Genomic DNA, 23,338 nt, shown 5'->3' with positions numbered 1-23,338 from the left:
GGGCGGCGTTCTAGGACGGCCACGCCCGCAGCAGGGAGTCCAGCGCGTCGAGCGCCCGCAGCCACGACGCCTCGACCCCGCGCGGGTGGCTGTGGAATGCCCCGGCGCGCTCCAACGACACGTAGCCGTGGAACGTGCTGTGCAGGAACCGCACGGCGTCGGTCTGGTCTGGCTCCCACAGGTCGTAGCCGCGCAGGATCGCGCGGGTCATCTCGGCGTGCTTGCCGGCCGCGCTGGTCGCCGCCGTGTCCGGGTCGAGCGCCATCTGCGTCGCGGTGTAGCGGCCGGGGTGCTCGTGCGCGTACCGCCGATACGCGTTGGCGAACGCCACCAGCGCGTCCTTGCCCGAACGGCCGGCCAGCGCGTCCGACACCCGGTCCGCGAGCTCCGCCAGTGCCAGCACCGCGAGCCGGACGCGCAGGTCGTGGGCGTTGCGGATGTGCGAGTAGAGGGAGGCGTCCTTCACGCCGAAGTGCCGGGCGAGCGCGGACACCGTCACGTTCTCGAAGCCGACCTCGTCCGCCAGCTCCGCGGCCGCCTGCGTGAGGCGGTCGGCGGTGAGCCCAGCGCGTGCCATCCGTCACCCTTCCTAGGGTCCTTATTCATTTGCCTAGGACCTCTAGGCAAGCCTAGCGTCCGTGGTCGTGAAGCCGCTGACCGAACACGACATCCGCGCGTCCTTCGTCAATTCCACCAAGGGCGAGGCGAAGCGCATGCACGTCCCCAAGGATCTTGCCGAACGTCCGTGGGACGACCTCGACTTCCTCGGCTGGCGTGACCCGGCCGCCCCTGATCGCTCGTACCTGGTGATCGAGCTGGACGGACGGCTCGTCGGGATCGCGCTGCGCCGGGCGACGCAGGCAGGGCGCGCGCGTAAGACGATGTGCGCGTGGTGTCTGACCACGCATTCAGGGGACGGCGTGTCGCTGATGACCGCGCGTAAGGCCGGGAAGTCCGGTCAACTGGGCAACTCGGTCGGCGCCTATGTGTGCGCTGACCTGGAGTGTTCGCTGTACCTGCGCGGCAAGAAGAGCGCGGGGCCGGGATCGCGCTTCAAGGAGTCCATGACGCTCGACGAGCAGATCGAGCGGATGGTCTCGGGGATCAGCGCGTTCCTCGCGCGCGTGAGCTCCTAGTCAGAGTTCCAGCACCAGCTCGGCCGAGCACGCGCGGGCACACGGCCACGGCTCACCGCACTCGGTGCACCCGGTCGTCGCGGGCAGGTGCGTGTCGAGGACGTGCACCGCTCTGCTGCGGTAGCGCTCCAGGTCGGACTCCCAGTCGTGTCGGGAGGACGCGGTCGCACTGGTCATGTTCATCAGCCTTCCGTTCGGCCGTCGGACAACAGCATGCACCCGGAAGACCTGTCTTGTGGCTCAAATCACGCGGCGAGTCCTGCCACGGGGGGATTCATTCACGACCGCAGGCAGGCGATCCAGTAGTCGCCCGCGGTGTCCCGGTGGACCCCGTGGGTCTCGCTCGGGAAACCGGGGAACTCGCGGTCGAACGCCTCCAGAGCACGTAGATAGCGCAGCACCGCGCCGTCGGCCTCGCCGGTGCTCTCACCGGGCATCAGGACCGGGATGCCCGGTGGCGTGGTGACGACCTGGGTCGCCACCGTCCGCCCTGCGATGTCGGCCAGCCGCACGGGTTCGGTGCCCCCGCGGATGAGGCGCTGGTAGGTCTGCGCAGGCGTCAGCACCGCCGGGGTCGGGTGGGTGAACGCCTCGTCCAGCAGTGCGGTGAGCTCGCTCTTGCTGAGCTGGTCGTGCATCTGGGCACACAGCTGCGGCAAGGTGAGGCCGGCGTAGCGGTCCGGGTGAGTGCGCACCAGGTTCGGCAGCACCTCGGCGACCGTCGCGTCGGTGTCGAAGAGGTTCTTGAAGTCCAGCAACGCGTCCAGCAGCGTGCCCCACTTGCCCTTGGTGATGCCCATCGAGAACAGGATCAGGCAGGTGTAGGCATCGGTCTTCTCCACCACGATGCCGCGAGTCTCCAGGTACGCGGTGACGATCCGGGCGGGGATGCCCGTCTCGGCGACGTGGCCGGCGGCGTCGACGCCGGGACAGGTGATCGAGACCTTGATCGGGTCGAGCAGGCAGTAGCCGTCCTCCATGCCCTCGAAGCCGTGCCAGTCGGCACCCGGCGCGAGCGTCCAGCAGCCCGGTTCGGTGCGCAGCAGATCGAGCGGCGCGTCGGCGAAGGCGTGCACGTGACCGGTGGCGGGGTCGGTGACCTCGTCGGGCTGCCAGGTGCCGAAGAACCAGCCCGGCCGGTCCGCCGCCTCCCGGATGCGCCGGCTCAGCCGCGCCACCGCCTGGCGGAAGCGGATCGCCTCGGTGATCGCCTCGTCGGTCAGCCACCGGCCACCGGGCCCGTCCATCATGGCGGCGGCCACGTCGAGCCCGGCGATCATCGGGTACATCGGTGACGTGGTCGCGTGCATCATGAACGTCTCGTTGAACTGCCGGTGCTCCACCGGCGACCTCGGCGAGTTCTTGACGTGCACCATCGAGCTCTGCGACATGGCGGCGAGCAGCTTGTGCGTGGACTGGGTGGAGAAGACCGTGGGACGCACTTCCTCGTCGGGCAGGGCGTCGGCGTCGACGGACATGCCGTAGCGGCGGGCATAGAGCGGGTTGAACCTCGCGTAGGCGAACCACGCCTCGTCCAGGTGCAGTCTCGGCACCGTGGCGCCGAGCAGTTCCGCGACCCGCACCGCGTCGTAGCACAGGCCGTCGTACGTCGAGTTCGTGATCACCGCGTACACGGGTTTCTCCGACGCGGCACCCTCGCTGAACGGACTGCGGCCGACCGCGCTCGCGACCGCCTCCGCACGCATGGCCGAGGGAGGGATCGGTCCCATGAGCCCGTAGCCGTTGCGGGTGGGGACGAGGTAGACGGGACGACCGCCGGTCAGCGTCAGGCCGTGGTAGATGGCCTTGTGGCAGTTGCGGTCCACCAGCACGAGCTCGTCGGTGGCGACGCTGGCGTGGCAGGCGATCCGGTCCGCGGTGGAGTCGCCGTGCAGGACGAAGTAGGTGAGGTCGGCGCCGAAGATCCGGGCGGCGTTGCGTTCCGCGTCACCGATCGGCCCGGTGTGCTCGAACAGCGACCCCAGCTCCGCCACGGAGATCGACAGGTCGGTGCGGAACAGCGTCTCGCCGTAGTAGTCGTAGAACGCCCGCCCGGCCGGCGACTTCAGGAAGGCCACACCGCCCGCGTGCGCCGGTGTGTGCCAGGAGTATTCGTGCGTGTCCTCGAACCTTCTCAGTTCCCGGAAGAACGGCGGCAGCACACCGTCCAGGTAGCGCAGCGCGGCGACCCCGATCCGGCCGGCGATGAAGTCCGGCGTGTCCTCCAGCAGCCACACGTACCCGGAGACCACCTCGGACACCCACAACGGCAGGTCGTCCACGGACGCTGCGGTGGTCACCAGGAACACCGGCAGCTTCGTGAACCTGCTCATGATCGCCCGCAGCACGGCCTCGGGATCGTCGAGGTCCCACGACACCAACGCGGCGGACAGATCGGCCCTGCTCTGGGTCAGCGCGAGGGCGTCGGACGCGGTGCCCGCGCGGGCCACGCCGTGCCCCTCCTCGTCCAGTTTCGCGCAGATGCGGTCGAGCTGGTCGCAGGCCACCGAGCCGCTGCTGCGGGGATCGAGCGCCACCAGAACGGTTGATCGGGACACGATCGACTCTTTTCGTCAGACTTCGCTGTCGTCGTTCTGGTCTAGAGCTTTGAGCCCGAACAGGCCCTCTGTCGATGCCGCATTGGCATGAAGCGAAAGGCACCCGGACAGCCCTGGACCGCTTCCGCGCGCGATCACCGTTCAGGTCCGGCCACCTGAACGGCAGCAGGGCGTGGTCCGAACGGGGGGAGGTGCGCGATGTGTCCGGCCGGGCACACGAATCAGGACGGCGTGGCGGGGCATCATGTCCACATGGACATACCGGCGCTGGTGGCCGCGGCCGCGCGAGGCGACCAGAGCGCGTGGGACGCACTGGTCAGACAGTTCAGCGGGCTGCTGTGGTCGATCGCCCGCGCCTACCGCCTCAGCGACGCCGACGCGGCCGACGCCGTGCAGTGCACCTGGATCAAGCTCGTCGAGCACCTCGACCGCATCACCGAGCCGGAGCGTCTCGCCGGGTGGCTGTCCACCACCGCGCGGCACGAGTGCCTGCAGCTCATCCGCCGGTCCGGGCGGCTGCCGGAACCGGCGGAGGAGATCGCCGACTCCCCCGACCCCGCACCCGCCGTCGACCACGAGCTGCTCGTCGGTGAACGCAACGCCCGGCTCTGGCGCGTCTTCGAGGAACTGCCGGACCGCTGCCGCCGGCTGCTGCGCGTGCTGATGGCCTCGCCGCCACCCGCGTACGCCGACGTCGCGCTCGCGCTCGACATGCCGGTCGGCAGCATCGGGCCCAACCGCCAGCGGTGCCTGGGTCGACTAAAAGCGCTGGTCAGGGGCGATTCCCTGCTGGAGGAGCGGTCATGAACGACGACGACTTCCTCGACGTCCTGCGCGCCACGGCCGACGAGTTCGACCCGGTGCCGGCGGGCGTGCTGCGCGATGCGAGCGCCGCGCTGGCGTTGCGGTCGCTCGACGCCGAACTGGCCGAGCTCGTCGAGTCCGAGGCGTTGGTGCGCGGTGACGGGCCGCTGACGCTCGCCTTCGAGTCCGAACGGGTCACCGTCAACCTGGAGATCAGCGACGGCGTGGTCCGCGGGCTGGTCACCGGCGCTGAAGGCGAGGCGGTGGTGGAGACGCCGCACTCACGCCGTGCGGCGCCCATCACCGATGGCTGGTTCACCGTGACCGACGTGCCGTCCGGGCTGGTCCGGATCCGGGTGACGGCGAGCGACGGCACCCCGGTCGTCACGCGGTGGGCACGGGGCTGATCACCAGGGATCCGGCAGGCCCGTGCCGGTGGTGATCAGGCTGTACAGGCTGCCGTTGACGTAGTGCAGCCAGCCCGTGGAGCACGCGCTGTAGCACTCGACGTCCGGCACCAGGCCGACATGGGTGAACCGCAGCTCGGTGCCGCCGGCCGCGGGAACGATGTCGAACACGATGTCGCTGCCCGTCCACTCCGCCGGTTCCGAGACGAACGACAGGTGGCTGTCGACGACCCGCCAGACCACGCGGCGGCCTGGCACGAGCTCGGTCACGCGCTGGCGGCTGTAGTGCTGCGGCGCATGCCGGTAGGTGAACTCGGCGCCCGCCTCGTCGGCACGGCCCTCGATCTCGCCCGTCCACCAGGCACGCACGTCCACGATGGCGGCGAAGACCTCGTCCGGTGACTGCTCGACCGTGTACGACGCGGTGTAGCCACGTTCTGTCTGTGTCGTCATGAGTGATCCGCTCCAGAGTCCGATTTGCCGCGCTGAATCCGCTCGGCGATCCGCTTGATCCGCTGCAGCCGGGCGTCCCACGTGGCGCCGACCGCCGACAGCTGGGCCACCGCACGGGCCAGCTGATCGGAGTCCACCTCGTAACGGCGCTCGCGCCCGGTCGGCGTCACGTGCACCAGGCCGACGCGGTCGAGGACACCGAGGTGCTTGGCCACCGCCTGCCGCGTGACGGGCAGCTGCTCGCTGAGCGAGGTCGCCGTCCCGCCACCGTCCGCGAGGAGCAGGTCGAGCATCCGCCGCCGCGTCGGGTCACCGACCGCGGACCACAGGTCGTCGTCGATCACGGCCGTGCGACCAGCTTCTGGGCGTACGCGACGAGCCTCGGCAGGAAGTGGTTCCAGCCGTTCACGTGATCGGTGTAGGCCTTCTCCAGCACGGCGGCTTCCCACCCGCGCTCACGGAAGCCGGTCTCCTTGAAGCGCAGCAACGTGCCGTCGCCGGACGCGACGAGGTCGATCGTGACGAGCAGGGAGTTGCCCTGCGTCGCCGCCTCGCCCTGATCGGTCACCCAGAGGAAGGCGAACCGGCGCGGCGGATCGGCCTCCACGACGGTGAGCTGCTCGACCTTCGCCTCCTGCGAGGCCGGATCGCCGAAGGTGATCGTGCCGACCGCACCGGGCACCGGGTCGAGCTCGGCGTCGTCGGGCCACCACTCGCGCAGGTGCTCCGGCGAGCTGACCACCTCGTAGACGACCTCGGGAGTGGCGTCGATGCGCAGCTCCCGTTCGATGCTTCCGTACTCCACGGGCTTCTCCCGGCTCAAACGCAACCAACGGTTGCGCATGAACCTAGCCGGAGCGCACCACTAACGCAACCGTTGGTTGCACGATAATTTCGGTAGACCCGGCAGCGCCGGGGTCCCGATACTCCCCGCGTGACCACGTTGCCGGTCTTGTGGCTCCGCGGAGCGCCCGGGGTGGGCAAGACGACCGTCGCCTGGGAGGTGTTCGAACGCCTCGCCCGGCGTGGTCTCGCGACCGGCTTCGTCGACATCGACCAGCTCGGCATGTGCCTGCCCGAACCCGACGGTGACCCCGGCCGCTACCGCCTCAAGGCCCGCGCACTCGGCGCGGTGACCGCGAACTTCCGCGACGCCGGCGCCCAGTGCCTCGTCGTGCCGGGCGTCACCGACCCGGTTCGCGGGATCGAGACCGTGGCGAACGCCGAGCTCACGACGTGCCTGCTGCGCGCCGACCCCGCGGAACTGGCCCGGCGCATCACCGTACGTGGCGGCGCGACCAACCTCATCGAGGCGCTCGAACATGCCGAGACCGTGGACCGCGAGCCGGGTCTTCACGTGGACACCACCGGACTCACCGTCACCGAGGTCGCGGACCGGGTGCTGGCGCAGACCGGCTGGCCCGATCCCCGTGAGCCGGCGACGAGGCCCCTGCGGCGGTACTCGGATCCGGGCGAGGTCCTCCTGCTGTGCGGACCGGCGGCCGTCGGGAAGTCGACCGTGGGCTGGCAGGTCTTCCAGCAGGTCCAGCGATCCGGTCGCAACGCCGCGTTCGTCGATCTCGACCAGATCTCCTTTCACCGCCCCGAGCTCGGCGACCACTTCAGAGCCGCCAACCTGGCCGCGGTCTGGCACACGTTCCGCGCCGCCGGAACCGAGTGCCTGATCGCGGTGGGCCCGCTCGAGGACCCCGAGCGGTACCGGGCGGCCCTGCCCGCCGCCGCGGTCACCGTGTGCTGCCTGGACGCCGGCCGGGACGTCCTCCTGGACCGTGCCACCCGCCGCGCCCGAGGCGAGTCTCCCGCGCCGGGCCTGGCCGGCGACCTGCTGCTGGGTCAGCCACCGGACCGGCTGCGGGAGATCGTGGGCCGGACTCGCGGAACCGGTGATCTACATGTGGACACCGGCCATCGGCCCGTGGACGAGATCGCCGACGAGGTCCTGCGGAACACGCTGTACTTGCGCGCCGGATATCGCCCTCTCCGCTGATACAAGGGGAACCAGAGGGGGAACAATGGTCTGCTTCATCCTGCCCGCACACCTGCTGAGCGAGCTCGCGGAAGCGGGAGACCTTCTACGTCCTGCCGGGCTCACACGCGCAGGAATACGCCCAACGCCGCTTCCCCCACAAGCCCACCAAGGAAGTCACCGGCGGATGGCAACCACCAGCTCCAAGAAGCTCGTCCACTGGTGGGACGTGAGCGGGAGCTCGACCGAGGGCGCCTTGCTGTCCCGGACGCCGACGCCACGGCCAACTTCAACACAGTTGCCGTCGCTAGCGCTGTAGCTGCTCTTGCGCCACCTGGTCATCACGCGTCTCCTCACCGATGATGTCGGTGATCAGCTTCCTCGTCTGGACCTCGTCCAACGCCGTCCGTTCGAGTGACCTCAGCACGGTGTCGTAGCGGCCGACGGAGACCTGATCTTCGAGGAAGACGTTAGCGCCCTCGCTTTCGACGTAGACGATCGCCGGAATCTTCTTGAACTTGAGGCGGTCGAAGTCACCTGCCAGCCCGGCGCGCGGACCGAACGCCGTGGGAACCAGGCGAATCGTCAGGTACGGCCGGACAGACATGCGCAGCAGGTGGTGCAGTTGCTCCGCCATGACGCTCGCGTTGCCCACCGGCAGTCGAAGAGCCTGCTCGTGCATGTAGATGGTGACTTTCCGGTTTCCGTCCAGAACGGCCGTCTGACGCACGACCCGGTTCTCGGTGAGTGCCCGCGCGTCCGGTTCAGGCAGCGGCTTGGCGAGGGCGAGGTGCCAGGTGTAGTCGGGAACCTGCACGAGACCGTGCACGACGTTCATCGACCAACCGTCGATCTCGGAAGCGATTTTCTCGTGCTCTCGCAACGTGCGCACTCGGTCCGCCATGCCGGAACCGGTGGGCTGCAACCAATCCCTGATGTGTGCGTCGTGGTGCAGGGCCATCAGGTGGTCGAACTCGTCCGGGGGTGTACGCAGCAAACCCAGCAGCGTGGCCAGCTCGACGTCGGTGACGCCTTCCTTGCCGTTGACGAGCTCCGAGACCTTGGCCTCCTGCCACCCCAGCAACTCGGCGGCGGCGCGGTTGGTCAGGCCGGCCGCACGCAGCAGCGCCCGTATCGCGTCGCCGAACTCGCGGCCGCGCACCGTTGATCTCAGCAAAGGCATGGCAGGGACGGTAGAACCGCGCGTCCGTTTGGCTCCACCCATTCGCCGCAGATCAACCTGAAAGCATGCTGTTTGGCGGCTTTCCAAAGTCTTCGAGAAATCCGGGAGAGGTCGTCGGATCGGCGCCGCGGCGTTCGTAGCAGTGGTGAAGGCGACGCCGAGACGAGGAGCCACCATGAAGCTGACGACCATGACCCAAGTCACCATCGACGGAGTGGTGCAAGGCAACGGCGGCGCGTCGGACGAGGACCGCAGGAACGGGTTCGAGCGCGGCGGATGGGCCTTGGGCAAGGGCGACAACGACACCCACGCGTTCATCAACGAGACCTACCACCGCGCCGATGCGTTCCTGTTCGGCAGGCGGACCTACGAGCTGTTCGCCGGCGTCTGGGGGACCTTGTCCGAACAGGACGTTCCCGGTTGGGAGCCCGTTCTGCGAGCGTTGAACGCACGGCCCAAGTACGTGGCGTCGACCACGCTCACCGATCCGGCGTGGCCGGGCACCACCGTCCTGGCCGGCGACCTCGCGGCCGCCATCGCGGACCTGAAGGCGGAGCCGGGCGGTGAGCTGCAGGTGCACGGCAGCGGCACCCTGATCCGGTGGCTGCTCGAGAACGACCTCGTCGACGAGATGACTCTGATCGTCATGCCGGTGGTCGTCGGCCAGGGCGAGCGGCTGTTCCCCGCCGCAGGGCCGGACCTCGCGCTGGACCTGGTCGAGTCACGGGCCGACTCGAAGGGCGTGACGATCCAGGTCTACCGGCCGGCCGGGCGTCCGCAGTACGCCACGGCCTGAAGTTCCTAGCCGGGTGCGACCACGCGGCGCACGCTGTCGCGCAGCAGGTCCCGGCGGCGTTCGTGCACCTCGGCGGGTTCGTCGATGGTGGCCGCGTAGACGTTGCTGACCGGTGACCAGGCCATCGACATCGCGATGACCATCGCCATCAGGTCGAAGGGGTCGCCGTCGCGGACCAGGCCTGCCGCCTGGGCCTCGGTGATGGCCCGGAGCTTGCTCGCGTCGAGGCGGTCGGTGTCGGCGACGAGGTGGCCGGTGGGCCGTCGCTCCAGGCGGGCCCACGTGGCCAGCCGGATGAGATCGGGGCGCCGCAGGTACTCGTCGTACAGGCGCACGGCCCAGTCCGCCAGGTCGGCGGCGTCGATGGGGACGACGTTGACGATCCGCTCCAGCGAGCTGAAGAAGATCGCGTCGAACAGCCCTTCCTTGTTGCCGAAATAGGCGTAGAGCTGGGCTTTGTTGGTGCGTGCGGCGGCGACGACCCGTTCGATGCGGGCGCCCGCGATGCCGTGCTCGGCGAACTCGCGGGTGGCGACGTCGATGATGCGCTGCCGCGTGGCCGCGCCGCGGGCCGTCAGCTGCTGGTCGGGCATGAGCCAACCCTACAGACAGAACAGTTGGTTTGTTCTCGTGTAGCGTGAAATAGACCGAACAGTCTGTTTGAGGAGCGTCATGCGAAGCACCACCGGCTGGCAGGCCCGCGGCACCACGTTGCACGCGGTACCCATCCCCCGGCGCGACCTGCGCCACGACGACATCGCGGTGCGCGTGGACTTCTGCGGGGTCTGCCACACCGACCTGCACGCCGTCCGCAGTCACAACGGCGAGGACGTGCTCGTGCCGGGTCACGAGTTCACCGGCGTGGTCACCGAGGTCGGTCCGGACGTGACGGCGTTCCGGGCCGGTGACCCCGTCGCCGTCGGCAACATCGTCGACTCCTGCGGCTTGTGCACGATGTGCGCGGCGGGTCAGGAGAACTTCTGCCGCGAGTTCCCCACGCTCACCTACGGCGGCACCGATCGCCGCGACGGGACGACGACGCTGGGTGGCTTCTCCCGTGAGTACGTGGTGCGCGACCGGTTCGCCCATCCCCTGCCGGCCGGACTGGACCCGGCCGCCGCCGCGCCGCTGATGTGCGCAGGGATCACGGTGTGGGAACCGCTGCGCGCTCTGGGCGTGGGTCCGGGAACGCGGGTCGCGGTGGCGGGCCTGGGCGGACTGGGCCACCTCGCGGTCAAGTTCGCCGCGGCGATGGGCGCCGAGGTGTCGGTCGTGAGCCGGTCGGCGGATCGCGCCGGCGATGCCGCGAGGCTCGGCGCGCACGACGTCGTCGTCTCCACCGACCCGGACAGCACCGCCGCGGCCCGCGACCGGTTCGACGTCCTGATCAACACCATTCCCGTCCCCCACGACCTCGGCCCCTACCTCAACCTGGTGGCCATGGACGGAACCCTGAGCCAGGTCGGCTACCTCGGGTCCCTGACCGTGGAGACGATGGACCTGCTCCTCGGCCGCAAGAAGCTGACCTCCGGAGGCAGCGGCGGCCTTGCCGCCACCGCCGCCATGCTGGAGTTCTCCGCCGCTCACGGCATCACCGCCGACATCGAACTGCTCCCGTCGGGCCGCGTGACCGAGGCGCTCGACCGGCTCGCCCGGGGAGACGTCCGCTACCGGTTCGTACTCGACCTGTCCGACCTCGGCTGAGGGCGGCCCGTGATTGAGTAGGCGCATGATCGACGTTCTCGGAAACGGATCCGCACCGCGGCTCGTCGTGTTCGACCTCGACGGAACCCTGTATCCGAAGGAGGCGTACGCGGAACAGGTCCTCGCGGTGATCGGCCGGATGTTCGTCGAGCTGCAGGGCACTTCCGCCGCCCACGCGGACGCGAAGACGGCCGAGCTGCGGGAGGCGATGCGGACGAACTGGTCGGGCACGTCGACGACGTCGTTCGTGCGGGCCAACGGTTTCGACGTTGCACAGTGGCTGGAGTACCGCGAAGCGCATCTGTCCATTGCGGACGGTCTGGAGCGCGACGAGAACCTGGTGCGGGAGCTGGCGCGGTTGCGTGAGGTGGTGCCGATCGTGCTGCTCACCAACAACACGAGGAGCTCGGCGACGGCCATCCTGGACAAGATCGGCCTGGGGGCCGGCGGCTTCACGCAGGTGTTCAGCTCCGAGGACTCCGGGGACACGCCGAAGCCCGATCCCGGTGCGTTCCGGGTGGTGCTCGACCGGTGCGGGGTGCCCGCCGCGCGGACGTGGAGCGTCGGTGACCGGGTGGACATCGACATCGAGCCGTTGCGCCGGCTCGGTGGCGCCGGAATCGCGGTCGACGGGCCCGCTGATCTGGCGGCGGCCGTCGATCACCTCATCGGGCTGGCGCGTCAGGGGTGATGGTGCCGTCCGGGGCGACGTGGAAGCCCGGGATTTCCAGCACCGCCTTGAGGTTCGTGAGTTTCGCGCCGAGGAACCAGCGGGTGTCGCTGGAGCGGACGCCGTCGAACAGGGCGTCGTCCTCGAAGACCACTCCGGTGAACCGGCTGGTCCCGCGAAAGCTCACGTCGACGAACCTCGCCACACCGGCGAAGCGCGCGTCGGTGAAACGCGCGATGCCGATGAAGGTGGCGCCCTCGCAGTTGAGGCCGCCGGGGAAGACGCACTGGCGGGCGTTGAAGTCGACCAGCGTGGCACCACTGAGGTCGAGCGTGACCTGCCAGGGGTCCGGTCCGCGCAGGTTGCCGGTGAGGATCTTGCCCGCGGCCCGGCGGACGTGCAGTTCCTGTTCGGCTTCGAGGTCCTCGGCCTGGTGGTACGGCATGCGCAGGTACGCGGCGATGACGTCGGCGACGACCTGGCGCTGGTGGTGGTACTCCTGGGCGAGGCGTTCCAGGGCGTAGAGGCCCGCGACGCGCACCTGGGCCAGCGGTGAGCCGAGGTGCTCGGTGGCTTTGACGTAGAGGTCGGTGAGGCGGCGCTCGTCGGCGTCACGGGTCGTGTGGACGGCAATGACCTCCTGGTGCCACTGCCGCCGCACGGCCAGGAACAGCACGACGCTGCCGCCGCCCGCCAGTCCGACGGTGAAGCCGGTCTTGATCGCTTCCATCCGCCGTCCCGGGTCCGCACCCGCCTCCAGCAGCAGCCAGACGAGCACCGCCGCCGTCAGCACGACGACCAGGACCGCGCACACCACGATCACCCATCGGCGCAACGGCCGTAACTCCACCTGCTGCCTGGTGCTCATGGAAGTTGATTTTGACCTGCCCGGCGTTTGCTCAGCTGTGCTAATTTTTGCTCATGCGAGCAAAGTCTGTCACGGAGCAGGCCCGCCGGGCGCAGATCGTGCGGGCGGCCATCGCCACGATCGCGGAGCTGGACTACGCGGAGACGTCGTTCAAGGCGATCGCGACGCGCGCGGGCCTGAGCAGCACCGGGCTGATCTCGTACCACTTCCGCAACAAGCAGGAGCTCGTGGACGTGGTGTTCGCGGACGTCCTGGAGCGGTTCCAAGGGTTCGTGACCGAGCGGATGGGCCAGTCCACCGCTCGCGGTGAGCTGGAGGCGTTCCTCCGGGCCAACGTGGCGTTCATCCGTGAGCACCGCGACGACATGCTCGCGTTCCTGCGCATCAGGGCGCACGCGGCGGTGACCGACGGGGGCATCGCCGACTCCGATCACGTGGCGCTCGCCGACCTTCTCAGGCAGGGGCAGGAGGCCGGTGAGTTCCGCGCGTTCGACCCGGACGTGATGGCGGTGTTCATCCTCGCGATGCGCAACAGCGTCGTGCTGCGGTCCGGGGCACTCGATCTCGACGTCTGCGAACGGGAGCTGGTCGCGGCCGTCGAGCTGGCAACAGGGGGTTAGTCATCTTGCGTCGGGGGATTGTGGTGGCCGCCTTGCTCTTGGTGAGCGCGTGCGGAAAGGGGGATGCGGTGCCGTCGAACGTCGTTGCGACCGACACCGGACAGGTCAGGGGCGAGCAGCGCGACGGGCACCTGGTGTTCCAGGGGGTTCCGTACGCGGCCAAGCCCGAGCGGTGGAAGCCGCCGGCTCGGGCCGCCGCGTGGAGCGGGGTGCGGGACGCGCTCAAACCCGGAAGTCCGTGCCCGCAGGTCGGATCCAGCTATTCCGAGGCCAAGAGCACCGACGAGGACTGCCTGTTCGCGAACGTCACCACGCCTTCGGTGACGGGCTCCAGGCCCGTGCTGGTGTGGGTGCACGGCGACGGCGCGGTGGGGGCCGGGCACTACTTCAACGCGGAACGTCTTGCGCGGCAAGGGGATGTCGTCGTCGTGACGTTCAACTACCGGATGGGGGTGTTCGGCGGCTTCGGGCTGCCGGGGCTCGAGCACTCCGGCGAGTTCGGGCTGCTCGACCAGCGGGCCGCGCTGGAATGGGTGCAGCGCAACATCGCGGCGTTCGGCGGGGATCCGGGCAACGTGACGCTCTTCGGGGTGTCGTTCGGCGCGACGGCCGTCGGCGCTCACCTCATCGGGCAGCGGCCGTTGTTCCACAAGGCCGTCATGCACAGCTCGTTCACGCTGGTGGACGTGCCGAAGGGCACCTGGTACCCGGACCTGGAGGCGTTGCCGTCGCTCGCGTGGCGGCCGGTCCCGGAGATCCAGGAGATCGGCACGATGATCACGCGCGAGCTGGGGTGCGCGGACGTCGAGTGCCTGCGGCAGCTGCCGGTCGAGAAGCTGCTGGAGCACCCGCAGATCATGAACATCTTCCAGCCGGTGGGGTACGGCGGTTCGTTGCTGCCCAAGCTGCCCGGTGAGTCGCTGGAGGCGGGTGAGTTCTCTTCCGTGCCGATGCTCGTCGGTGCGACGCGGGACGAGCACAACAGCTTCGTCGGCCTGTTCCGGCAGGGACCGATGTCGGCTGAGGACTATTCGGGGCTGGTGCGGGAGGCGTTCCCCGACCGCGCTGCCGAGATTGAGCGCGAATACCCGGTCAGCGCCTACGCGTCGCCGAAGCAGGCGTGGGCCACGGTGCTGACCGACCGCGTGTGGGCGCGGGCGACGTTCCGGCAGAACACGTTATACGCCAAGAAGGCGCCGGTGTACGCGTTCGAGTTCGCTGATCGTGGGGCGTCCACGAACCCGGAGTTCCCGGCGGAGCTGCACGGCGCGAACCACTCGTCCGACATCGACTACCTGTTCCCGGACGCCGACTTCGACAAGGACCGCGGGTTGTCCGACCACATGATCAAGGCGTGGACGGACTTCGCCAGGAACGGAACGCCGGGCTGGCCGAAGTTCTCCGAGGGCCAGTACGTGCAGTCACTGGCTCCGGGAGCGATCGGGCGCGTCGACTACGCGGCCGAGCACAAGCTGGCGTTCTGGAACTAGGTCGCGCGGCGGCTGATCATGGCTTCGGCGAACTCGCGGACGTCCACCACCTGGTCCCGGGTGAGTCGCCGGACGGCCCAGACGATCTCACCGAGACCGGGCACCGGGACGCCCACCGGCGTGATTCCGGTCAGCGTCGCCAGGACGTCGGCCGGAACGTCCAGCAACGGCGCCAGGTCACCGAGCAGATCAGGCGTCAGCTCCTTGCGCCCGGCGCCGACCATGGCGTAGCTGGAAGCCGCCCAGTACCGGCGGCCCTCCGTGATGTCGCAGACCGCTTTGGCGACCAGGGTCTGGTGGAGGTTCCGGTTGGAGAGCAGCCGCATGACGAGGGCGCCAGGCCCCTCGCTGGCCAAATAGAGGTCGAACGATATCGGCATCTGTGCGGGCTTCGTGCGTTCGTGCTGCGGCAACGAGTCCGCGAACGCAAGAACCTCCGCGCGCTGTTCCGCCGACAGCTGCAGAGCGGCCTGGACGATGTGCGGAACCCCCGAGGCGGCATGGCGATCGAGCGGCATGAGGTCCTCCGGGACATGGTGCCCGTCGAGGACCAATCGGTCTGATTCGTGCAGTTTCTCCCCCACGCGATCCAGCGTAGGCGGCAGATCGCTACCCTGGATCACGTGCCCGGCCCCCGCAGCTCACGAACCCGCGCGTACCTCGCGCGCATGTTCGCCGTGCTGGCGCTGGTGGCCGGAGTCGCGATGATGCAGGGCACCCCGTGTGAGACGGAGTTCGCCTGGACCGCACAGTGCCCCACGTCGAGCACCCACGCGGTCGCCCACTCCGATCAGACCGACGACATCGGCCTGATCGAGGGCATTCTCGTCGCCGGTGCCTGCCTGGTGGTGGCGCTGGCGGTGCTGATCGGGTTCGCCGTGCTGCGGCGCGCCGGTTCGGTGCCGGCACGGTTGGTGCCGCTGCCCGTGTGGTCTCGTCCTTCACGTCGGCTGGAAGTACGGCTGGCGCAGCTCTGCGTGCTGCGCACCTAGACCGATCCCGGTCTTCGAGCCCGTCCTTTCCCGCCTTCGTGGAGGTCCTTCAGTCATGTCCAAGAACGCTCGCCTGTCCCTGATCATCGTCGCCGTCGTGGCCGTGGTGATCGCCGGTTTCATCTTCTTCAGCCGCAACAACACCACCGCGGCACCGCAGTCCGCCGACGGCAAGGTGACCGTGGTCGAGTACCTCGACCTCGAGTGCCCGTCCTGCCGCGCCGCCCACCCCGGCGTGCAGAAGCTCAAGTCCGAGTACGGCGAGCGCGTGACGTTCGACGTGCGGCACTTCCCGATTCCCAGCCACCGCAACGCCGAGCTCGCGGCTGTCGCGGTCGAGGCGGCCGGTGCGCAGGGCAAGCGGGACGAGATGTTCACGCTGATGTTCGACGCGCAGCAGGAGTGGGGCGGGCAGCAGACGTCGCAGCGCGCGGTGTTCGTCGAGTTCGCTCAGCAGCTCGGGCTCGACCTGGCCGCGTTCGAGAAGGCGCTCGGCGACCCGGCGCTGCGGGAGCGGGTGCTCGCCCAGCGTGCGGAGGGCAGCAAGGCCGGAGTGCAGGGCACGCCGACGTTCTTCATCAACGGCACCAAGCTCAGCGGCGCGCCGAGCTACGACAACCTGAAGACCGCGATCGACCGGGAGCTCTCCAGGTGAACCGAGTGGTCGCGTGGGTGCTCGCGGTCGGCGGGTTCGTCGGCCTGGTCGCCTCGTCCGTGCTGACGATCGAGAAGATCGCGCTGCTCAAGGACCCGTTCTACGTGCCGACGTGCAGCATCAACCCGGTGCTGAGCTGCGGCTCGATCATGAAGACGCCGCAGGCCGAGCTGTTCGGGTTTCCCAACCCGTTGCTCGGCATCGCGGGGTTCGCGGTGGTGACGACGCTGGGTGTACTGCTGCTGGCGGGCGTCGCGTTGCCGCCGTGGATCTGGATCGGGCTGCAGGTCGGCGCGACGTTCGGCGTGCTGTTCGTGCACTGGCTGATCTGGCAGAGCCTGTACGAGATCGGGGCGCTGTGCCCGTACTGCATGGTCGTGTGGGCGGTGACGATCCCGATCTTCTGGTACACGACGCTGCGCAACATCCGGCCGTCCTTCCAGTACCACAGCGTCGTGCTGATCCTGTGGTACCTGGTGATCGCGGCCGGAGTGCTGCAGGCGTTCTGGTTCTACTGGTCGTCGTTGTTCTGACAGCAGTGGGTTCTAACAGCAGTGGTCGCCGCGCCAGGCCTCCCGGCCCTCCTTGACCGCCACCGCGGCGATCACGAGTGCTGCCAGCGGATCGGCCCACCACCAGCCGAACAGGCTGTTGACGCCGAGCCCGACGAGCAGCACGGCGGACAGGTAGGTGCACAGCAGCGTCTGCTTCGAGTCGGCCACGGCGCTCGCGGACCCGAGTTCGCGGCCGGCTCGGCGCTGCGCGTAGCTCAGGCCCGGCATGACCAGCAACGAGACCGCCGCCAGCACGATGCCGACGGTGGAGTGCTCGGCGCGTTCCTGGAAGATCAGTGCGGTGACCGACTCGAAGGTCACGTAGGCGGCGAGCGCGAAGAACGACACCGCGATCACCTTGAGCGCGGTGCGTTCGCGCGCTTCGGGGTCCTTGCCGGAGAACTGCCAGGCGACCGCCGCGGCCGACGCCACCTCGATGATCGAGTCGAGACCGAAGCCGATCAGCGCGGTGGAGGACGCGATGGTCCCCGCCGTGAGCGCGATGATCGCTTCGACGACGTTGTAGGTGATCGTGGCGGCGACGAGCCACCGGACGCGCTTGGTCAGCGTCGTCTTGCGGGCCGTCGGCTGGCAGCAGGCGTCACTCATCGACGCACTCCACCTGCGGGTCGACCGCGAGGACGACGTCGGCGAGTTCGGTGAGGGCGCGGGTGAGGCGCTGGTCCGCGAGCTCGTAGCGGACCTGGCGGCCCTGGTAGGTGGCGACGACGAGGCCGCAGCCACGCAGACAGGACAGGTGGTTGGAGACGTTCGACCTGGTCAGGCCCAGTTTCTCGGCGAGCTGGGCCGGGTAGCCGTGGCCGTCGAGCAGCGCCACGAGGATGCGGCATCGCGTCGGGTCGGCCAGCGCCTTGCCCAGCCTGGACAGTGCGGTTTCTCGGGTCTCACAGGTCAGCACTCGCTGAACTATACAGCTCCAGATGTCGCCTTGGGACCCAGCACGTTCAGCAGGGCCAGTGCCTCGGCTGCCGGCGATCCCGCCGGCGCGCTGTAGAGGACGAGGTGCTGGTCGCGGTCCGTGAGGGCGAGCGAGTCGCAGTCGATGGTGACCTCCCCGACGACCGGGTGGCGGAAGGTCTTGGTGAGCGTGGGCGCTGCCTGCACGTCGTGCCGCTCCCAGAGCCGGGCGAAGTCCGGGCTGGCGTGGAGTTCGCCGACGAGGCCGGTCACCGCGGGATCCGCCGGGTAGCGGGCGAGGGTGGCGCGGAGCTGCGTGACGACGTGGTGCCGGAACTCGGCGGCGTCGGAGACCCCGTACAGCGGCGCGTCAGGCGGGGCAGGCCCGAGGAACGCCCGGCGCGCGAGGTTGCGGTCCTCGGGGGCGAGCTCGGCGAAGTCCTCCATGAGCGCGGCCGCGAGGTCGTTCCACGCGAGCACCTCCAACACGGCGGAGGTCACGAACCCCGCTGTCAGCGGCAGCCGTTCGAGCAGCGCGAGGATGCTCGGGCGGACGTCGCGCCGCAGCGTCCTGGCACGGGTCGGCGCGGCGCCCGCGAGGACGTGGAGGTGGTCGGACTCGGCGTCGGTGAGCCTCAGCGCGCCCGCGATCCCGGCGAGGACGTCACCGGACGGCCACGGCGCCCTGCCCTGCTCGAGCCGCACGTAGTACTCGATGGAGATGTGCGCGAGGACCGCGACCTCCTCGCGACGCAGACCCGGTGTGCGGCGCCGCGGTCCGGACGGCAGACCGACGTCCTGCGGCCGGAGCCGCTCGCGACGGCTGCGGAGGAACGCGCCGAGCTCCTGCTTGCTCATACCCCGAGTCTGCCCGTCGCACGGCGGCGGATCCTGGTACAGCCTGTGCCTGCCTCCGCGCATCGGGCCGCGCTGACATTGTCGTCATGACCAACGACATCCACATCGCACCCGTCGGCCTGCTCACCGGCAAGGTCGTCCTCGTCACCGGCGCCAGCCGCGGCATCGGAGCGGCCGCGGCCAGGCTCTTCGCCGCCGAGGGTGCCGCCGTCGTGCTCGCCTCCCGCGGCACCGACGCCCTCGACCTCATCGTCACCGAGATCCGCGCCGGTGGAGGCGTCGCCGATGCCGTCGCGCTGGACCTCGCCGACCGTGCGAGCATCCGTGCGGCGGTCGACCGGGTCGAGGAGCTGCACGGGCGGCTCGACGGCGCCTTCAACAACGGCGCGACGATCCAGCAGCCCGGCCCGCTGGACACCACGAGTGACGAGGACATCGACCAGCAGTTCGCCGTGAACTTCCGCTCGCACTGGACCGCCATGACCGCGGAAGCGGCGCTCATGCGACGCAACGGCGGCGGGGCGATCGTCAACACCTCGAGCATCGGCAGCCGCCGCGCGAACCCCGCCCTGCCCGCGTACGGCGCCATGAAGCGCGCGCTCAACAGCATCACCGAAACCGCGGCCGTGACCTGGGCCGGTCAGGGCATCCGGGTCAACGGCATCACCCCCGGCGGCACCGCCACGGAGATGATCGACGCGTGGGAGGCGGCGTCCCCCGGCATCGTCGAGCGCATCACCGCGGCGAGCCCGCTGGGCCGCATGGCAGAGCCGCGCGAGGTGGCCGAAGTCGCCGCGTGGCTGCTCAGCGACCGCGCGTCGATGGTGACCGGCGCGATCGTGCCTGTGGACGGCGGCGCCGGGGCCTGAGCACGTCAGACGACGCCGAGCCGGTCCCTGAGCCCGGCGATCCCGGTGAAGTGGTGGCCGCGCATCCCGATCTCGCGCGCGGCCTCGACGTTCTCCATCCTGTCGTCGACGAAGAGGATGTCGCCGCCGCCGAGCGCGTCGCGGCACCACTCGAAGGCCGCGCGTTCCGGCTTCGCGTGGCCGATGCGGCACGAGAAACCCCGCACCTCGAACAGGTCCAGCCACGCATGGGTGCGTTCGAAGTTCCGGGCGTGGTCTTCCGGGATGTTGGACAGCAGCGCGATTCGCCGGCCCGCGTTGTGCAGGTCGTGGAGCAGGGCGACCATCTCGTGGTCGACGCGGCTCCAGCTGGCCACGTCCTGCTCGACGAGCGGTGGGTGGCCGACGAGCGCCCAGTACTCCTCGGCCGTCACGTCGCCGCGGTCGTAGGCGGGCCGGTGCGCCCAGTACGCGTCCCAGAACGACGGCGACGTGCTCATCGAGGCCATGACCTCGGGCGACTGGCCGCGCGCGATCACGCCGAACATGTCGAACAGCACGATCACGCGGTCACCACCGTCACGCCGGCTGCCGCCAGGTCCTCGTCGCCGTCCGCGTCGGTGACCACAGCGTCCAAAGAGGACGCGGGAGCCACGAACGCCAGCGCGGTGCGCGACAGCTTCGAAGCGTCGACGGCCGCGATCACCCGCCGGGCGGAGGAGATGGCGGCTCGTTTCACCGATGCGTCCTCCAGGTCGAAGGCGGTGAGTCCCTGGGCCGCGGAAAGCCCGCAGCAGCCGATCACCGCGGTGTCGAAGCGCAGTGCGGAGAGGGAGGCGAGCGTGAGGGGCCCGGTCAGCGCCAGCTCGCCGGGGCGAGGGCGGCCACCGGGCACGAGCAGGGTGAGTGAAGTGCTGGAGGACAGGGCGTTCACCGCGTGCAGTGAGAGAGGCATGACGGTGATGCGGCGGTCGTGCAGCAGGCGCGCGACCTCCAGGCACGTGGTGCCGCTGTCCAGCACGACCGACTCGCCGTCCGCGATCATGCCCGCGACAGTGGCGGCGATGCGGCGCTTGGCCGCCATGTTCTCGTCGGTGCGCAGGGCGAACGGGGGTTCGGAGCAGCGCAGCAGGAGGCTGCGGGCGCCGCCGCGGAAGCGTTCGAGGACGCCCTGGGCGGCGAGGACCTCCAGGTCGCGGCGGATGGTCATCTCGGACGCGCCGGTGAGCGCAGCCAGGTCGGCCACCCCCAGCGAGCCCGCGTCGCGGACGGCCTCGGTGATCTGCTTCAAACGGGACACGGCGTGATTGAACATCAGTGGTGTTCGAAACTCAACCTTTCGAACACGGCGCACGTTCGTTAGCGTGGAGCAAGTGAACGCTCTCAAGGCCGCGCGGGTGGCCACCTTCACGTACTTCACGCTCAACGGGTTCCTGCTCGGGCTGTGGCTCGTGCACATCCCGACGGTCGAGCAGCGCACCGGCATCGACCACGCCGAGCTCGGCCGGTTGCTGCTGTTGCTCGGGCTGGGCGCGTTCGTTGGCATGCGGATCGGTGGCAAGGTCACGGACCGGGCGGGCGTGAAGCTGGTCGTGCCGATCGCGGGTGTGGTGTGCAGCGTGACCGCTTTGACGCCGGGTCTGGCCGTTGACCAGTGGACGCTCGGTGCGGCGCTTCTCGTCTTCGGCATCGGCAACGGGCTGATGGACGTCAGCATGAACGCGCACGCCGTGGTGGTGGAACGGCACTACCAGCGGCCGGTGATGTCGGCGTTCCACGCGACGTGGTCGCTCGGTGGTGTGGCGGCGGCGTTGACCGGAGCGCGCACACTCAGCTGGGAACTCTCCCCCGCCACCACGCTCGGAGCAGCAGCCGCGCTCGGTGTCGTGGTGAGCCTTGTGACCGCGAGGGCGCTGCTCAACGAGAAGGAAGAGCAGCACGCTCAGCCCACCGGCAAGCGCAGAGTGCCGCGCCGGATCTGGATCATGGCGGTGCTGGCGGGGTTCGTGATGCTGAGCGAGGGCGCGGCGAACGACTGGAGCGTGCTGCACCTGCAGGACGTCCTCGGCGCCTCGCCGGAGATCGCGGCACTGGCCTACGGCGCGTTCGCGACGACGATGACGACCGGGCGGCTGCTCGCCGACCGGATCGCCGCCAGGATCGGGCCGGTCGCGGTGCTGCGCTGGGGCTCGGCGATCGGGGCGGCGGGCATCGCGACGGCGGCGCTCTCGCCGTGGATCTGGCTGGCGCTCCTCGGCTGGGCGATCGCGGGAGCGGGCCTGTCCGGCACGGTGCCGCAGCTGTTCAGCGCGGCCGGCCACGCGGAGGCCGGTGCGGCGGCGGCGAACGTGTCGCGGGTGGCCGGGCTCGGTTACCTCGGTGTGCTGGCGGGACCCGCGGTGATCGGGTGGATGACGCACTTCGTGCCGCTCAACATCGCGTTCCTGTTGCCGGTGGCCATCTGCGTGGTCGCGGCGTTCTCCGCGGGCGTGTTGCGGACCGATTCGGTTCAGGAGCGCGTGGCGGCGTAAGACTGTGCGACATGGACCTCGCCGAACTGGATCTCACCACCGCACACGTCGCCGACGCCTGCATCCGGGCGGACATCCCGGTCCGCACGGCCACCCTGACGCCGGTCATCCCCGGCACCAGGACGTCCGGCCGCGTCCTGCCCGCCCGGCACGCGGGCAGCGTCGACATCTTCCTGGAGGCCATCGAACGCAGCCGCCCCGGCGACGTGCTCGTCGTCGACAACGACGGCCGCACCGACGAGGCCTGCGTGGGCGACCTGATCGTGCTCGAAGCGCGCGCCGCCGGGCTGGCCGGCGTGGTGATCTGGGGCCTGCACCGCGACACCCAGGACATCCGCGCGATAGGCCTGCCGGTGTTCAGCCTCGGCGCCAACCCCACCGGCCCGTTGAGCCTGCGCGACCGTGCACCCGAGGCTCTCTCGACGGCGGAGGTCGGCCAGTGGACCGTCACGTCCGACGACGTGGTGTTCGGTGACGACGACGGCGTCCTGTTCGTGCCCGGCTCCGAGGTCGAAGCCGTCCTCGCCAAGGCGGCGAGCATCCGCGACGTCGAACGAGCGCAGGCCGAGCGGGTGCGGCAGGGTGAGTCCCTGCGCAGCCAGCTCCAGTTCTCCGAATACCTGGCGAGCGGACTGACGTTCCGCGAGCATCTGCGCAAGATCGGCGGCGCAGTCGAGGAGTGAGGCCATGATCCCCGAGACATCGATTTCGGACAGGTACCGGGCTCGTGCGGACGCCTTCGAGGCGAAGGTCGCTCATGTGCGTGCGGACCAGTGGGACAACCCGTCGCCGTGCGCGAAGTGGACCGCGCGTGGGGTGGTGGACCACGTCATCGACATGCACGGCGTGATGCTGGGCGTGGCGATCCCACGAACCGACGACCCGCTGACGGACTTCCGCGAGGCCCGGCGCCAGATCGAAGAGGCGTTGTCGTCGGACCGTGCCCGCAGCGAGGTCTCCACGCCCCTCGGCCCGATGACCCTGGAAGACCACATCGACCGCGTCGTGAGCGACGACCTCGTGCTGCACGGCTGGGACCTCGCCCGCGCCACCGGCCAGGACGAGACGATCCCGCCGGCCGACGTGGCACGCCTGTGGGCCACGGCAACCGCGGTGCCTCCCGAGCTGATGGAACGCTTCCGCACGCCCGGCGCGTTCGGCCCCGGCATCGAGGTCTACGGCGAGGAGGTCGCGGTGCCCGACGATGCTCCGCTGCAGGACCGGCTGCTCGGGTATGTGGGCCGAGACCCCATGTCGAAAAGTTCCTGAGCACTTCGACGGACCGCTGTAAGGCAGCCGCTGAGAG

32 protein-coding genes are annotated in these 23,338 nt (G+C 69.7%); 16 read left to right on the top strand and 16 right to left on the bottom strand.

Translation table 11 applies throughout. The features are described 5' to 3' along the window. Positions 1-10 precede the first annotated feature (10 nt). Positions 11-577, bottom strand: a complete 567-nt coding sequence (locus C8D87_RS00875) for a TetR/AcrR family transcriptional regulator (protein ID WP_112225164.1) — start codon at positions 575-577, stop codon at positions 11-13. Between the two features lie 67 nt (positions 578-644). Between C8D87_RS00875 and C8D87_RS00870 the strand changes: the two genes are divergently transcribed. Further along, on the top strand, positions 645-1,136 hold the full coding sequence (locus C8D87_RS00870; protein WP_112226191.1) for an FBP domain-containing protein: 492 nt from the start codon (positions 645-647) through the stop codon (positions 1,134-1,136). Here the strand turns inward: C8D87_RS00870 and C8D87_RS45570 are convergent, their stop codons facing one another. Then, a complete protein-coding gene (locus C8D87_RS45570) occupies positions 1,137-1,313 on the bottom strand; it encodes a hypothetical protein (protein ID WP_170154954.1) in 177 nt (58 codons plus the stop codon). It abuts the gene before it with no gap. Between the two features lie 101 nt (positions 1,314-1,414). Next, a complete protein-coding gene (locus C8D87_RS00860) occupies positions 1,415-3,694 on the bottom strand; it encodes an Orn/Lys/Arg family decarboxylase (RefSeq protein WP_112225163.1) in 2,280 nt (759 codons plus the stop codon). A 252-nt stretch (positions 3,695-3,946) separates the two neighbouring features. Here C8D87_RS00860 and C8D87_RS00855 point away from each other — a divergent pair, with 252 nt between their 5' ends. Further along, positions 3,947-4,501: an RNA polymerase sigma factor gene (locus tag C8D87_RS00855; protein WP_112225162.1), complete on the top strand. Its 555-nt coding sequence runs from the start codon at positions 3,947-3,949 to the stop codon at positions 4,499-4,501. After that, positions 4,498-4,905: a hypothetical protein gene (locus C8D87_RS00850; protein ID WP_112225161.1), complete on the top strand. Its 408-nt coding sequence runs from the start codon at positions 4,498-4,500 to the stop codon at positions 4,903-4,905. The genes C8D87_RS00855 and C8D87_RS00850 overlap by 4 nt, the downstream gene beginning before the upstream one ends. Here C8D87_RS00850 and C8D87_RS00845 read toward each other — a convergent pair whose 3' ends face one another. Genes C8D87_RS00845 through C8D87_RS00835 form a run of 3 tightly spaced genes read right to left on the bottom strand, consistent with a single transcriptional unit; the run spans position 4,906 to position 6,163 of the window. Beyond that, positions 4,906-5,358 carry an SRPBCC family protein gene (locus C8D87_RS00845; protein WP_112225160.1) on the bottom strand — a complete coding sequence of 151 codons (453 nt, stop codon included), beginning with the start codon at positions 5,356-5,358 and terminating at the stop codon, positions 4,906-4,908. Next, positions 5,355-5,702, bottom strand: a complete 348-nt coding sequence (locus C8D87_RS00840; RefSeq protein WP_233441838.1) for an ArsR/SmtB family transcription factor — start codon at positions 5,700-5,702, stop codon at positions 5,355-5,357. The genes C8D87_RS00845 and C8D87_RS00840 overlap by 4 nt, the downstream gene beginning before the upstream one ends. Beyond that, on the bottom strand, positions 5,699-6,163 hold the full coding sequence (locus tag C8D87_RS00835) for an SRPBCC family protein (RefSeq protein WP_112225159.1): 465 nt from the start codon (positions 6,161-6,163) through the stop codon (positions 5,699-5,701). Before C8D87_RS00835 ends, C8D87_RS00840 begins: the two co-directional genes overlap by 4 nt. Positions 6,164-6,292: 129 nt before the next feature. Here C8D87_RS00835 and C8D87_RS00830 point away from each other — a divergent pair, with 129 nt between their 5' ends. Continuing rightward, positions 6,293-7,366, top strand: coding sequence for a hypothetical protein (locus C8D87_RS00830; protein ID WP_146771590.1), 1,074 nt, complete (start codon positions 6,293-6,295; stop codon positions 7,364-7,366). A 156-nt stretch (positions 7,367-7,522) separates the two neighbouring features. On the opposite strand, the gene C8D87_RS00820 is transcribed toward C8D87_RS00830, so the two are convergent. Together C8D87_RS00820 and C8D87_RS00815 are read right to left on the bottom strand one after the other, a co-directional pair. Beyond that, positions 7,523-7,687 (bottom strand): DUF397 domain-containing protein, encoded by a 165-nt coding sequence (locus C8D87_RS00820; RefSeq protein WP_112225157.1) that lies wholly within the window; start codon positions 7,685-7,687, stop codon positions 7,523-7,525. Next, complete coding sequence (locus C8D87_RS00815; RefSeq protein WP_170166269.1) at positions 7,653-8,528, bottom strand: helix-turn-helix domain-containing protein; 876 nt, start codon at positions 8,526-8,528, stop codon at positions 7,653-7,655. The genes C8D87_RS00820 and C8D87_RS00815 overlap by 35 nt, the downstream gene beginning before the upstream one ends. Positions 8,529-8,703: 175 nt before the next feature. Here C8D87_RS00815 and C8D87_RS00810 point away from each other — a divergent pair, with 175 nt between their 5' ends. Continuing rightward, positions 8,704-9,324 (top strand): dihydrofolate reductase family protein, encoded by a 621-nt coding sequence (locus C8D87_RS00810; RefSeq protein WP_112225155.1) that lies wholly within the window; start codon positions 8,704-8,706, stop codon positions 9,322-9,324. A 5-nt stretch (positions 9,325-9,329) separates the two neighbouring features. Here the strand turns inward: C8D87_RS00810 and C8D87_RS00805 are convergent, their stop codons facing one another. After that, positions 9,330-9,917, bottom strand: coding sequence for a TetR family transcriptional regulator (locus tag C8D87_RS00805; RefSeq protein WP_112225154.1), 588 nt, complete (start codon positions 9,915-9,917; stop codon positions 9,330-9,332). Between the two features lie 79 nt (positions 9,918-9,996). Between C8D87_RS00805 and C8D87_RS00800 the strand changes: the two genes are divergently transcribed. Beyond that, positions 9,997-11,028: an NAD(P)-dependent alcohol dehydrogenase gene (locus tag C8D87_RS00800; RefSeq protein WP_112225153.1), complete on the top strand. Its 1,032-nt coding sequence runs from the start codon at positions 9,997-9,999 to the stop codon at positions 11,026-11,028. A 25-nt stretch (positions 11,029-11,053) separates the two neighbouring features. Beyond that, entirely contained in the window at positions 11,054-11,719 is a 666-nt protein-coding gene (locus C8D87_RS00795; RefSeq protein WP_112225152.1) for an HAD family hydrolase, read from the top strand. On the opposite strand, the gene C8D87_RS00790 is transcribed toward C8D87_RS00795, so the two are convergent. Next, positions 11,694-12,566, bottom strand: a complete 873-nt coding sequence (locus C8D87_RS00790; RefSeq protein WP_112225151.1) for a pentapeptide repeat-containing protein — start codon at positions 12,564-12,566, stop codon at positions 11,694-11,696. The two genes, C8D87_RS00795 and C8D87_RS00790, sit on opposite strands and share 26 nt — an antisense overlap. A 53-nt stretch (positions 12,567-12,619) precedes the next feature. On the opposite strand from C8D87_RS00790, the gene C8D87_RS00785 reads away from it, so the two are divergent. Together C8D87_RS00785 and C8D87_RS00780 are read left to right on the top strand one after the other, a co-directional pair. Further along, a complete protein-coding gene (locus C8D87_RS00785) occupies positions 12,620-13,186 on the top strand; it encodes a TetR/AcrR family transcriptional regulator (protein ID WP_146771589.1) in 567 nt (188 codons plus the stop codon). A gap of 68 nt (positions 13,187-13,254) precedes the next feature. Then, positions 13,255-14,676, top strand: a complete 1,422-nt coding sequence (locus C8D87_RS00780) for a carboxylesterase/lipase family protein (RefSeq protein ID WP_112225149.1) — start codon at positions 13,255-13,257, stop codon at positions 14,674-14,676. Here C8D87_RS00780 and C8D87_RS00775 read toward each other — a convergent pair. Beyond that, positions 14,673-15,194, bottom strand: a complete 522-nt coding sequence (locus C8D87_RS00775) for a hypothetical protein (protein WP_170166268.1) — start codon at positions 15,192-15,194, stop codon at positions 14,673-14,675. The two genes, C8D87_RS00780 and C8D87_RS00775, sit on opposite strands and share 4 nt — an antisense overlap. Before the next feature lie 105 nt (positions 15,195-15,299). Between C8D87_RS00775 and C8D87_RS00770 the strand changes: the two genes are divergently transcribed. The 3 genes from C8D87_RS00770 to C8D87_RS00760 are packed head-to-tail and all read left to right on the top strand — an operon-like array spanning position 15,300 to position 16,856. Beyond that, complete coding sequence (locus C8D87_RS00770) at positions 15,300-15,668, top strand: hypothetical protein (RefSeq protein ID WP_146771587.1); 369 nt, start codon at positions 15,300-15,302, stop codon at positions 15,666-15,668. A gap of 55 nt (positions 15,669-15,723) precedes the next feature. Next, positions 15,724-16,323, top strand: a complete 600-nt coding sequence (locus tag C8D87_RS00765; RefSeq protein WP_112225146.1) for a DsbA family protein — start codon at positions 15,724-15,726, stop codon at positions 16,321-16,323. Continuing rightward, positions 16,320-16,856 (top strand): vitamin K epoxide reductase family protein, encoded by a 537-nt coding sequence (locus tag C8D87_RS00760; protein WP_112225145.1) that lies wholly within the window; start codon positions 16,320-16,322, stop codon positions 16,854-16,856. Before C8D87_RS00765 ends, C8D87_RS00760 begins: the two co-directional genes overlap by 4 nt. 12 nt (positions 16,857-16,868) lie before the next feature. On the opposite strand, the gene C8D87_RS00755 is transcribed toward C8D87_RS00760, so the two are convergent. From C8D87_RS00755 to C8D87_RS00745, 3 genes are read right to left on the bottom strand one after another with little or no spacing between them, the layout of a single operon-like run. Further along, positions 16,869-17,486, bottom strand: a complete 618-nt coding sequence (locus C8D87_RS00755) for a cation diffusion facilitator family transporter (RefSeq protein ID WP_112225144.1) — start codon at positions 17,484-17,486, stop codon at positions 16,869-16,871. Next, the gene (gene cmtR / locus C8D87_RS00750) at positions 17,479-17,796 is read right to left on the bottom strand and encodes a Cd(II)/Pb(II)-sensing metalloregulatory transcriptional regulator CmtR (protein WP_112225143.1); all 318 of its coding nucleotides are present in this window, start codon (positions 17,794-17,796) and stop codon (positions 17,479-17,481) included. Before cmtR ends, C8D87_RS00755 begins: the two co-directional genes overlap by 8 nt. Positions 17,797-17,804: 8 nt before the next feature. Next, on the bottom strand, positions 17,805-18,653 hold the full coding sequence (locus tag C8D87_RS00745) for a helix-turn-helix transcriptional regulator (protein ID WP_112225142.1): 849 nt from the start codon (positions 18,651-18,653) through the stop codon (positions 17,805-17,807). Between the two features lie 86 nt (positions 18,654-18,739). Between C8D87_RS00745 and C8D87_RS00740 the strand changes: the two genes are divergently transcribed. Further along, the gene (locus tag C8D87_RS00740; protein ID WP_112225141.1) at positions 18,740-19,522 is read left to right on the top strand and encodes an SDR family NAD(P)-dependent oxidoreductase; all 783 of its coding nucleotides are present in this window, start codon (positions 18,740-18,742) and stop codon (positions 19,520-19,522) included. A gap of 5 nt (positions 19,523-19,527) precedes the next feature. On the opposite strand, the gene C8D87_RS00735 is transcribed toward C8D87_RS00740, so the two are convergent. Together C8D87_RS00735 and C8D87_RS00730 are read right to left on the bottom strand one after the other, a co-directional pair. Continuing rightward, on the bottom strand, positions 19,528-20,067 hold the full coding sequence (locus C8D87_RS00735) for an HAD family hydrolase (protein ID WP_112225140.1): 540 nt from the start codon (positions 20,065-20,067) through the stop codon (positions 19,528-19,530). Continuing rightward, positions 20,064-20,801: a DeoR/GlpR family DNA-binding transcription regulator gene (locus tag C8D87_RS00730; protein WP_233441837.1), complete on the bottom strand. Its 738-nt coding sequence runs from the start codon at positions 20,799-20,801 to the stop codon at positions 20,064-20,066. The genes C8D87_RS00735 and C8D87_RS00730 overlap by 4 nt, the downstream gene beginning before the upstream one ends. Positions 20,802-20,874: 73 nt before the next feature. On the opposite strand from C8D87_RS00730, the gene C8D87_RS00725 reads away from it, so the two are divergent. The 3 genes from C8D87_RS00725 to C8D87_RS00715 are packed head-to-tail and all read left to right on the top strand — an operon-like array spanning position 20,875 to position 23,301. After that, complete coding sequence (locus C8D87_RS00725; RefSeq protein ID WP_233441836.1) at positions 20,875-22,032, top strand: MFS transporter; 1,158 nt, start codon at positions 20,875-20,877, stop codon at positions 22,030-22,032. An 11-nt stretch (positions 22,033-22,043) separates the two neighbouring features. Continuing rightward, the gene (locus C8D87_RS00720; RefSeq protein WP_109637007.1) at positions 22,044-22,715 is read left to right on the top strand and encodes an RraA family protein; all 672 of its coding nucleotides are present in this window, start codon (positions 22,044-22,046) and stop codon (positions 22,713-22,715) included. A 4-nt stretch (positions 22,716-22,719) separates the two neighbouring features. Then, positions 22,720-23,301, top strand: a complete 582-nt coding sequence (locus C8D87_RS00715; RefSeq protein ID WP_112225138.1) for a TIGR03086 family metal-binding protein — start codon at positions 22,720-22,722, stop codon at positions 23,299-23,301. Positions 23,302-23,338: the final 37 nt, after the last annotated feature.

The organism is Lentzea atacamensis (assembly GCF_003269295.1).
Taxonomy (GTDB): Bacteria; Actinomycetota; Actinomycetes; order Mycobacteriales; family Pseudonocardiaceae; genus Lentzea; species Lentzea atacamensis.
Note: the sequence above shows the minus strand (reverse complement) of the source record. Positions and strands in the feature narration are given on the sequence as shown.

What these genes read in the sequence shown, in the direction of transcription:
- C8D87_RS00740 (WP_112225141.1), top strand. Translation starts at nt 18,740, where the DNA reads ATGACCAACGACATCCACATCGCACCCGTCGGCCTGCTCACCGGCAAG.
- C8D87_RS00755 (WP_112225144.1), bottom strand. Translation starts at nt 17,486, where the DNA reads ATGAGTGACGCCTGCTGCCAGCCGACGGCCCGCAAGACGACGCTGACC.
- C8D87_RS00745 (WP_112225142.1), bottom strand. Translation starts at nt 18,653, where the DNA reads ATGAGCAAGCAGGAGCTCGGCGCGTTCCTCCGCAGCCGTCGCGAGCGG.
- C8D87_RS00790 (WP_112225151.1), bottom strand. Translation starts at nt 12,566, where the DNA reads ATGAGCACCAGGCAGCAGGTGGAGTTACGGCCGTTGCGCCGATGGGTG.
- C8D87_RS00715 (WP_112225138.1), top strand. Translation starts at nt 22,720, where the DNA reads ATGATCCCCGAGACATCGATTTCGGACAGGTACCGGGCTCGTGCGGAC.
- C8D87_RS00875 (WP_112225164.1), bottom strand. Translation starts at nt 577, where the DNA reads ATGGCACGCGCTGGGCTCACCGCCGACCGCCTCACGCAGGCGGCCGCG.
- C8D87_RS00775 (WP_170166268.1), bottom strand. Translation starts at nt 15,194, where the DNA reads ATGCCGCTCGATCGCCATGCCGCCTCGGGGGTTCCGCACATCGTCCAG.
- C8D87_RS00845 (WP_112225160.1), bottom strand. Translation starts at nt 5,358, where the DNA reads ATGACGACACAGACAGAACGTGGCTACACCGCGTCGTACACGGTCGAG.
- C8D87_RS00820 (WP_112225157.1), bottom strand. Translation starts at nt 7,687, where the DNA reads ATGACCAGGTGGCGCAAGAGCAGCTACAGCGCTAGCGACGGCAACTGT.
- C8D87_RS00720 (WP_109637007.1), top strand. Translation starts at nt 22,044, where the DNA reads ATGGACCTCGCCGAACTGGATCTCACCACCGCACACGTCGCCGACGCC.
- C8D87_RS00855 (WP_112225162.1), top strand. Translation starts at nt 3,947, where the DNA reads ATGGACATACCGGCGCTGGTGGCCGCGGCCGCGCGAGGCGACCAGAGC.
- C8D87_RS00795 (WP_112225152.1), top strand. Translation starts at nt 11,054, where the DNA reads ATGATCGACGTTCTCGGAAACGGATCCGCACCGCGGCTCGTCGTGTTC.
- C8D87_RS00815 (WP_170166269.1), bottom strand. Translation starts at nt 8,528, where the DNA reads ATGCCTTTGCTGAGATCAACGGTGCGCGGCCGCGAGTTCGGCGACGCG.
- C8D87_RS00805 (WP_112225154.1), bottom strand. Translation starts at nt 9,917, where the DNA reads ATGCCCGACCAGCAGCTGACGGCCCGCGGCGCGGCCACGCGGCAGCGC.
- C8D87_RS00850 (WP_112225161.1), top strand. Translation starts at nt 4,498, where the DNA reads ATGAACGACGACGACTTCCTCGACGTCCTGCGCGCCACGGCCGACGAG.
- C8D87_RS45570 (WP_170154954.1), bottom strand. Translation starts at nt 1,313, where the DNA reads ATGACCAGTGCGACCGCGTCCTCCCGACACGACTGGGAGTCCGACCTG.
- C8D87_RS00765 (WP_112225146.1), top strand. Translation starts at nt 15,724, where the DNA reads ATGTCCAAGAACGCTCGCCTGTCCCTGATCATCGTCGCCGTCGTGGCC.
- C8D87_RS00785 (WP_146771589.1), top strand. Translation starts at nt 12,620, where the DNA reads ATGCGAGCAAAGTCTGTCACGGAGCAGGCCCGCCGGGCGCAGATCGTG.
- C8D87_RS00810 (WP_112225155.1), top strand. Translation starts at nt 8,704, where the DNA reads ATGAAGCTGACGACCATGACCCAAGTCACCATCGACGGAGTGGTGCAA.
- C8D87_RS00800 (WP_112225153.1), top strand. Translation starts at nt 9,997, where the DNA reads ATGCGAAGCACCACCGGCTGGCAGGCCCGCGGCACCACGTTGCACGCG.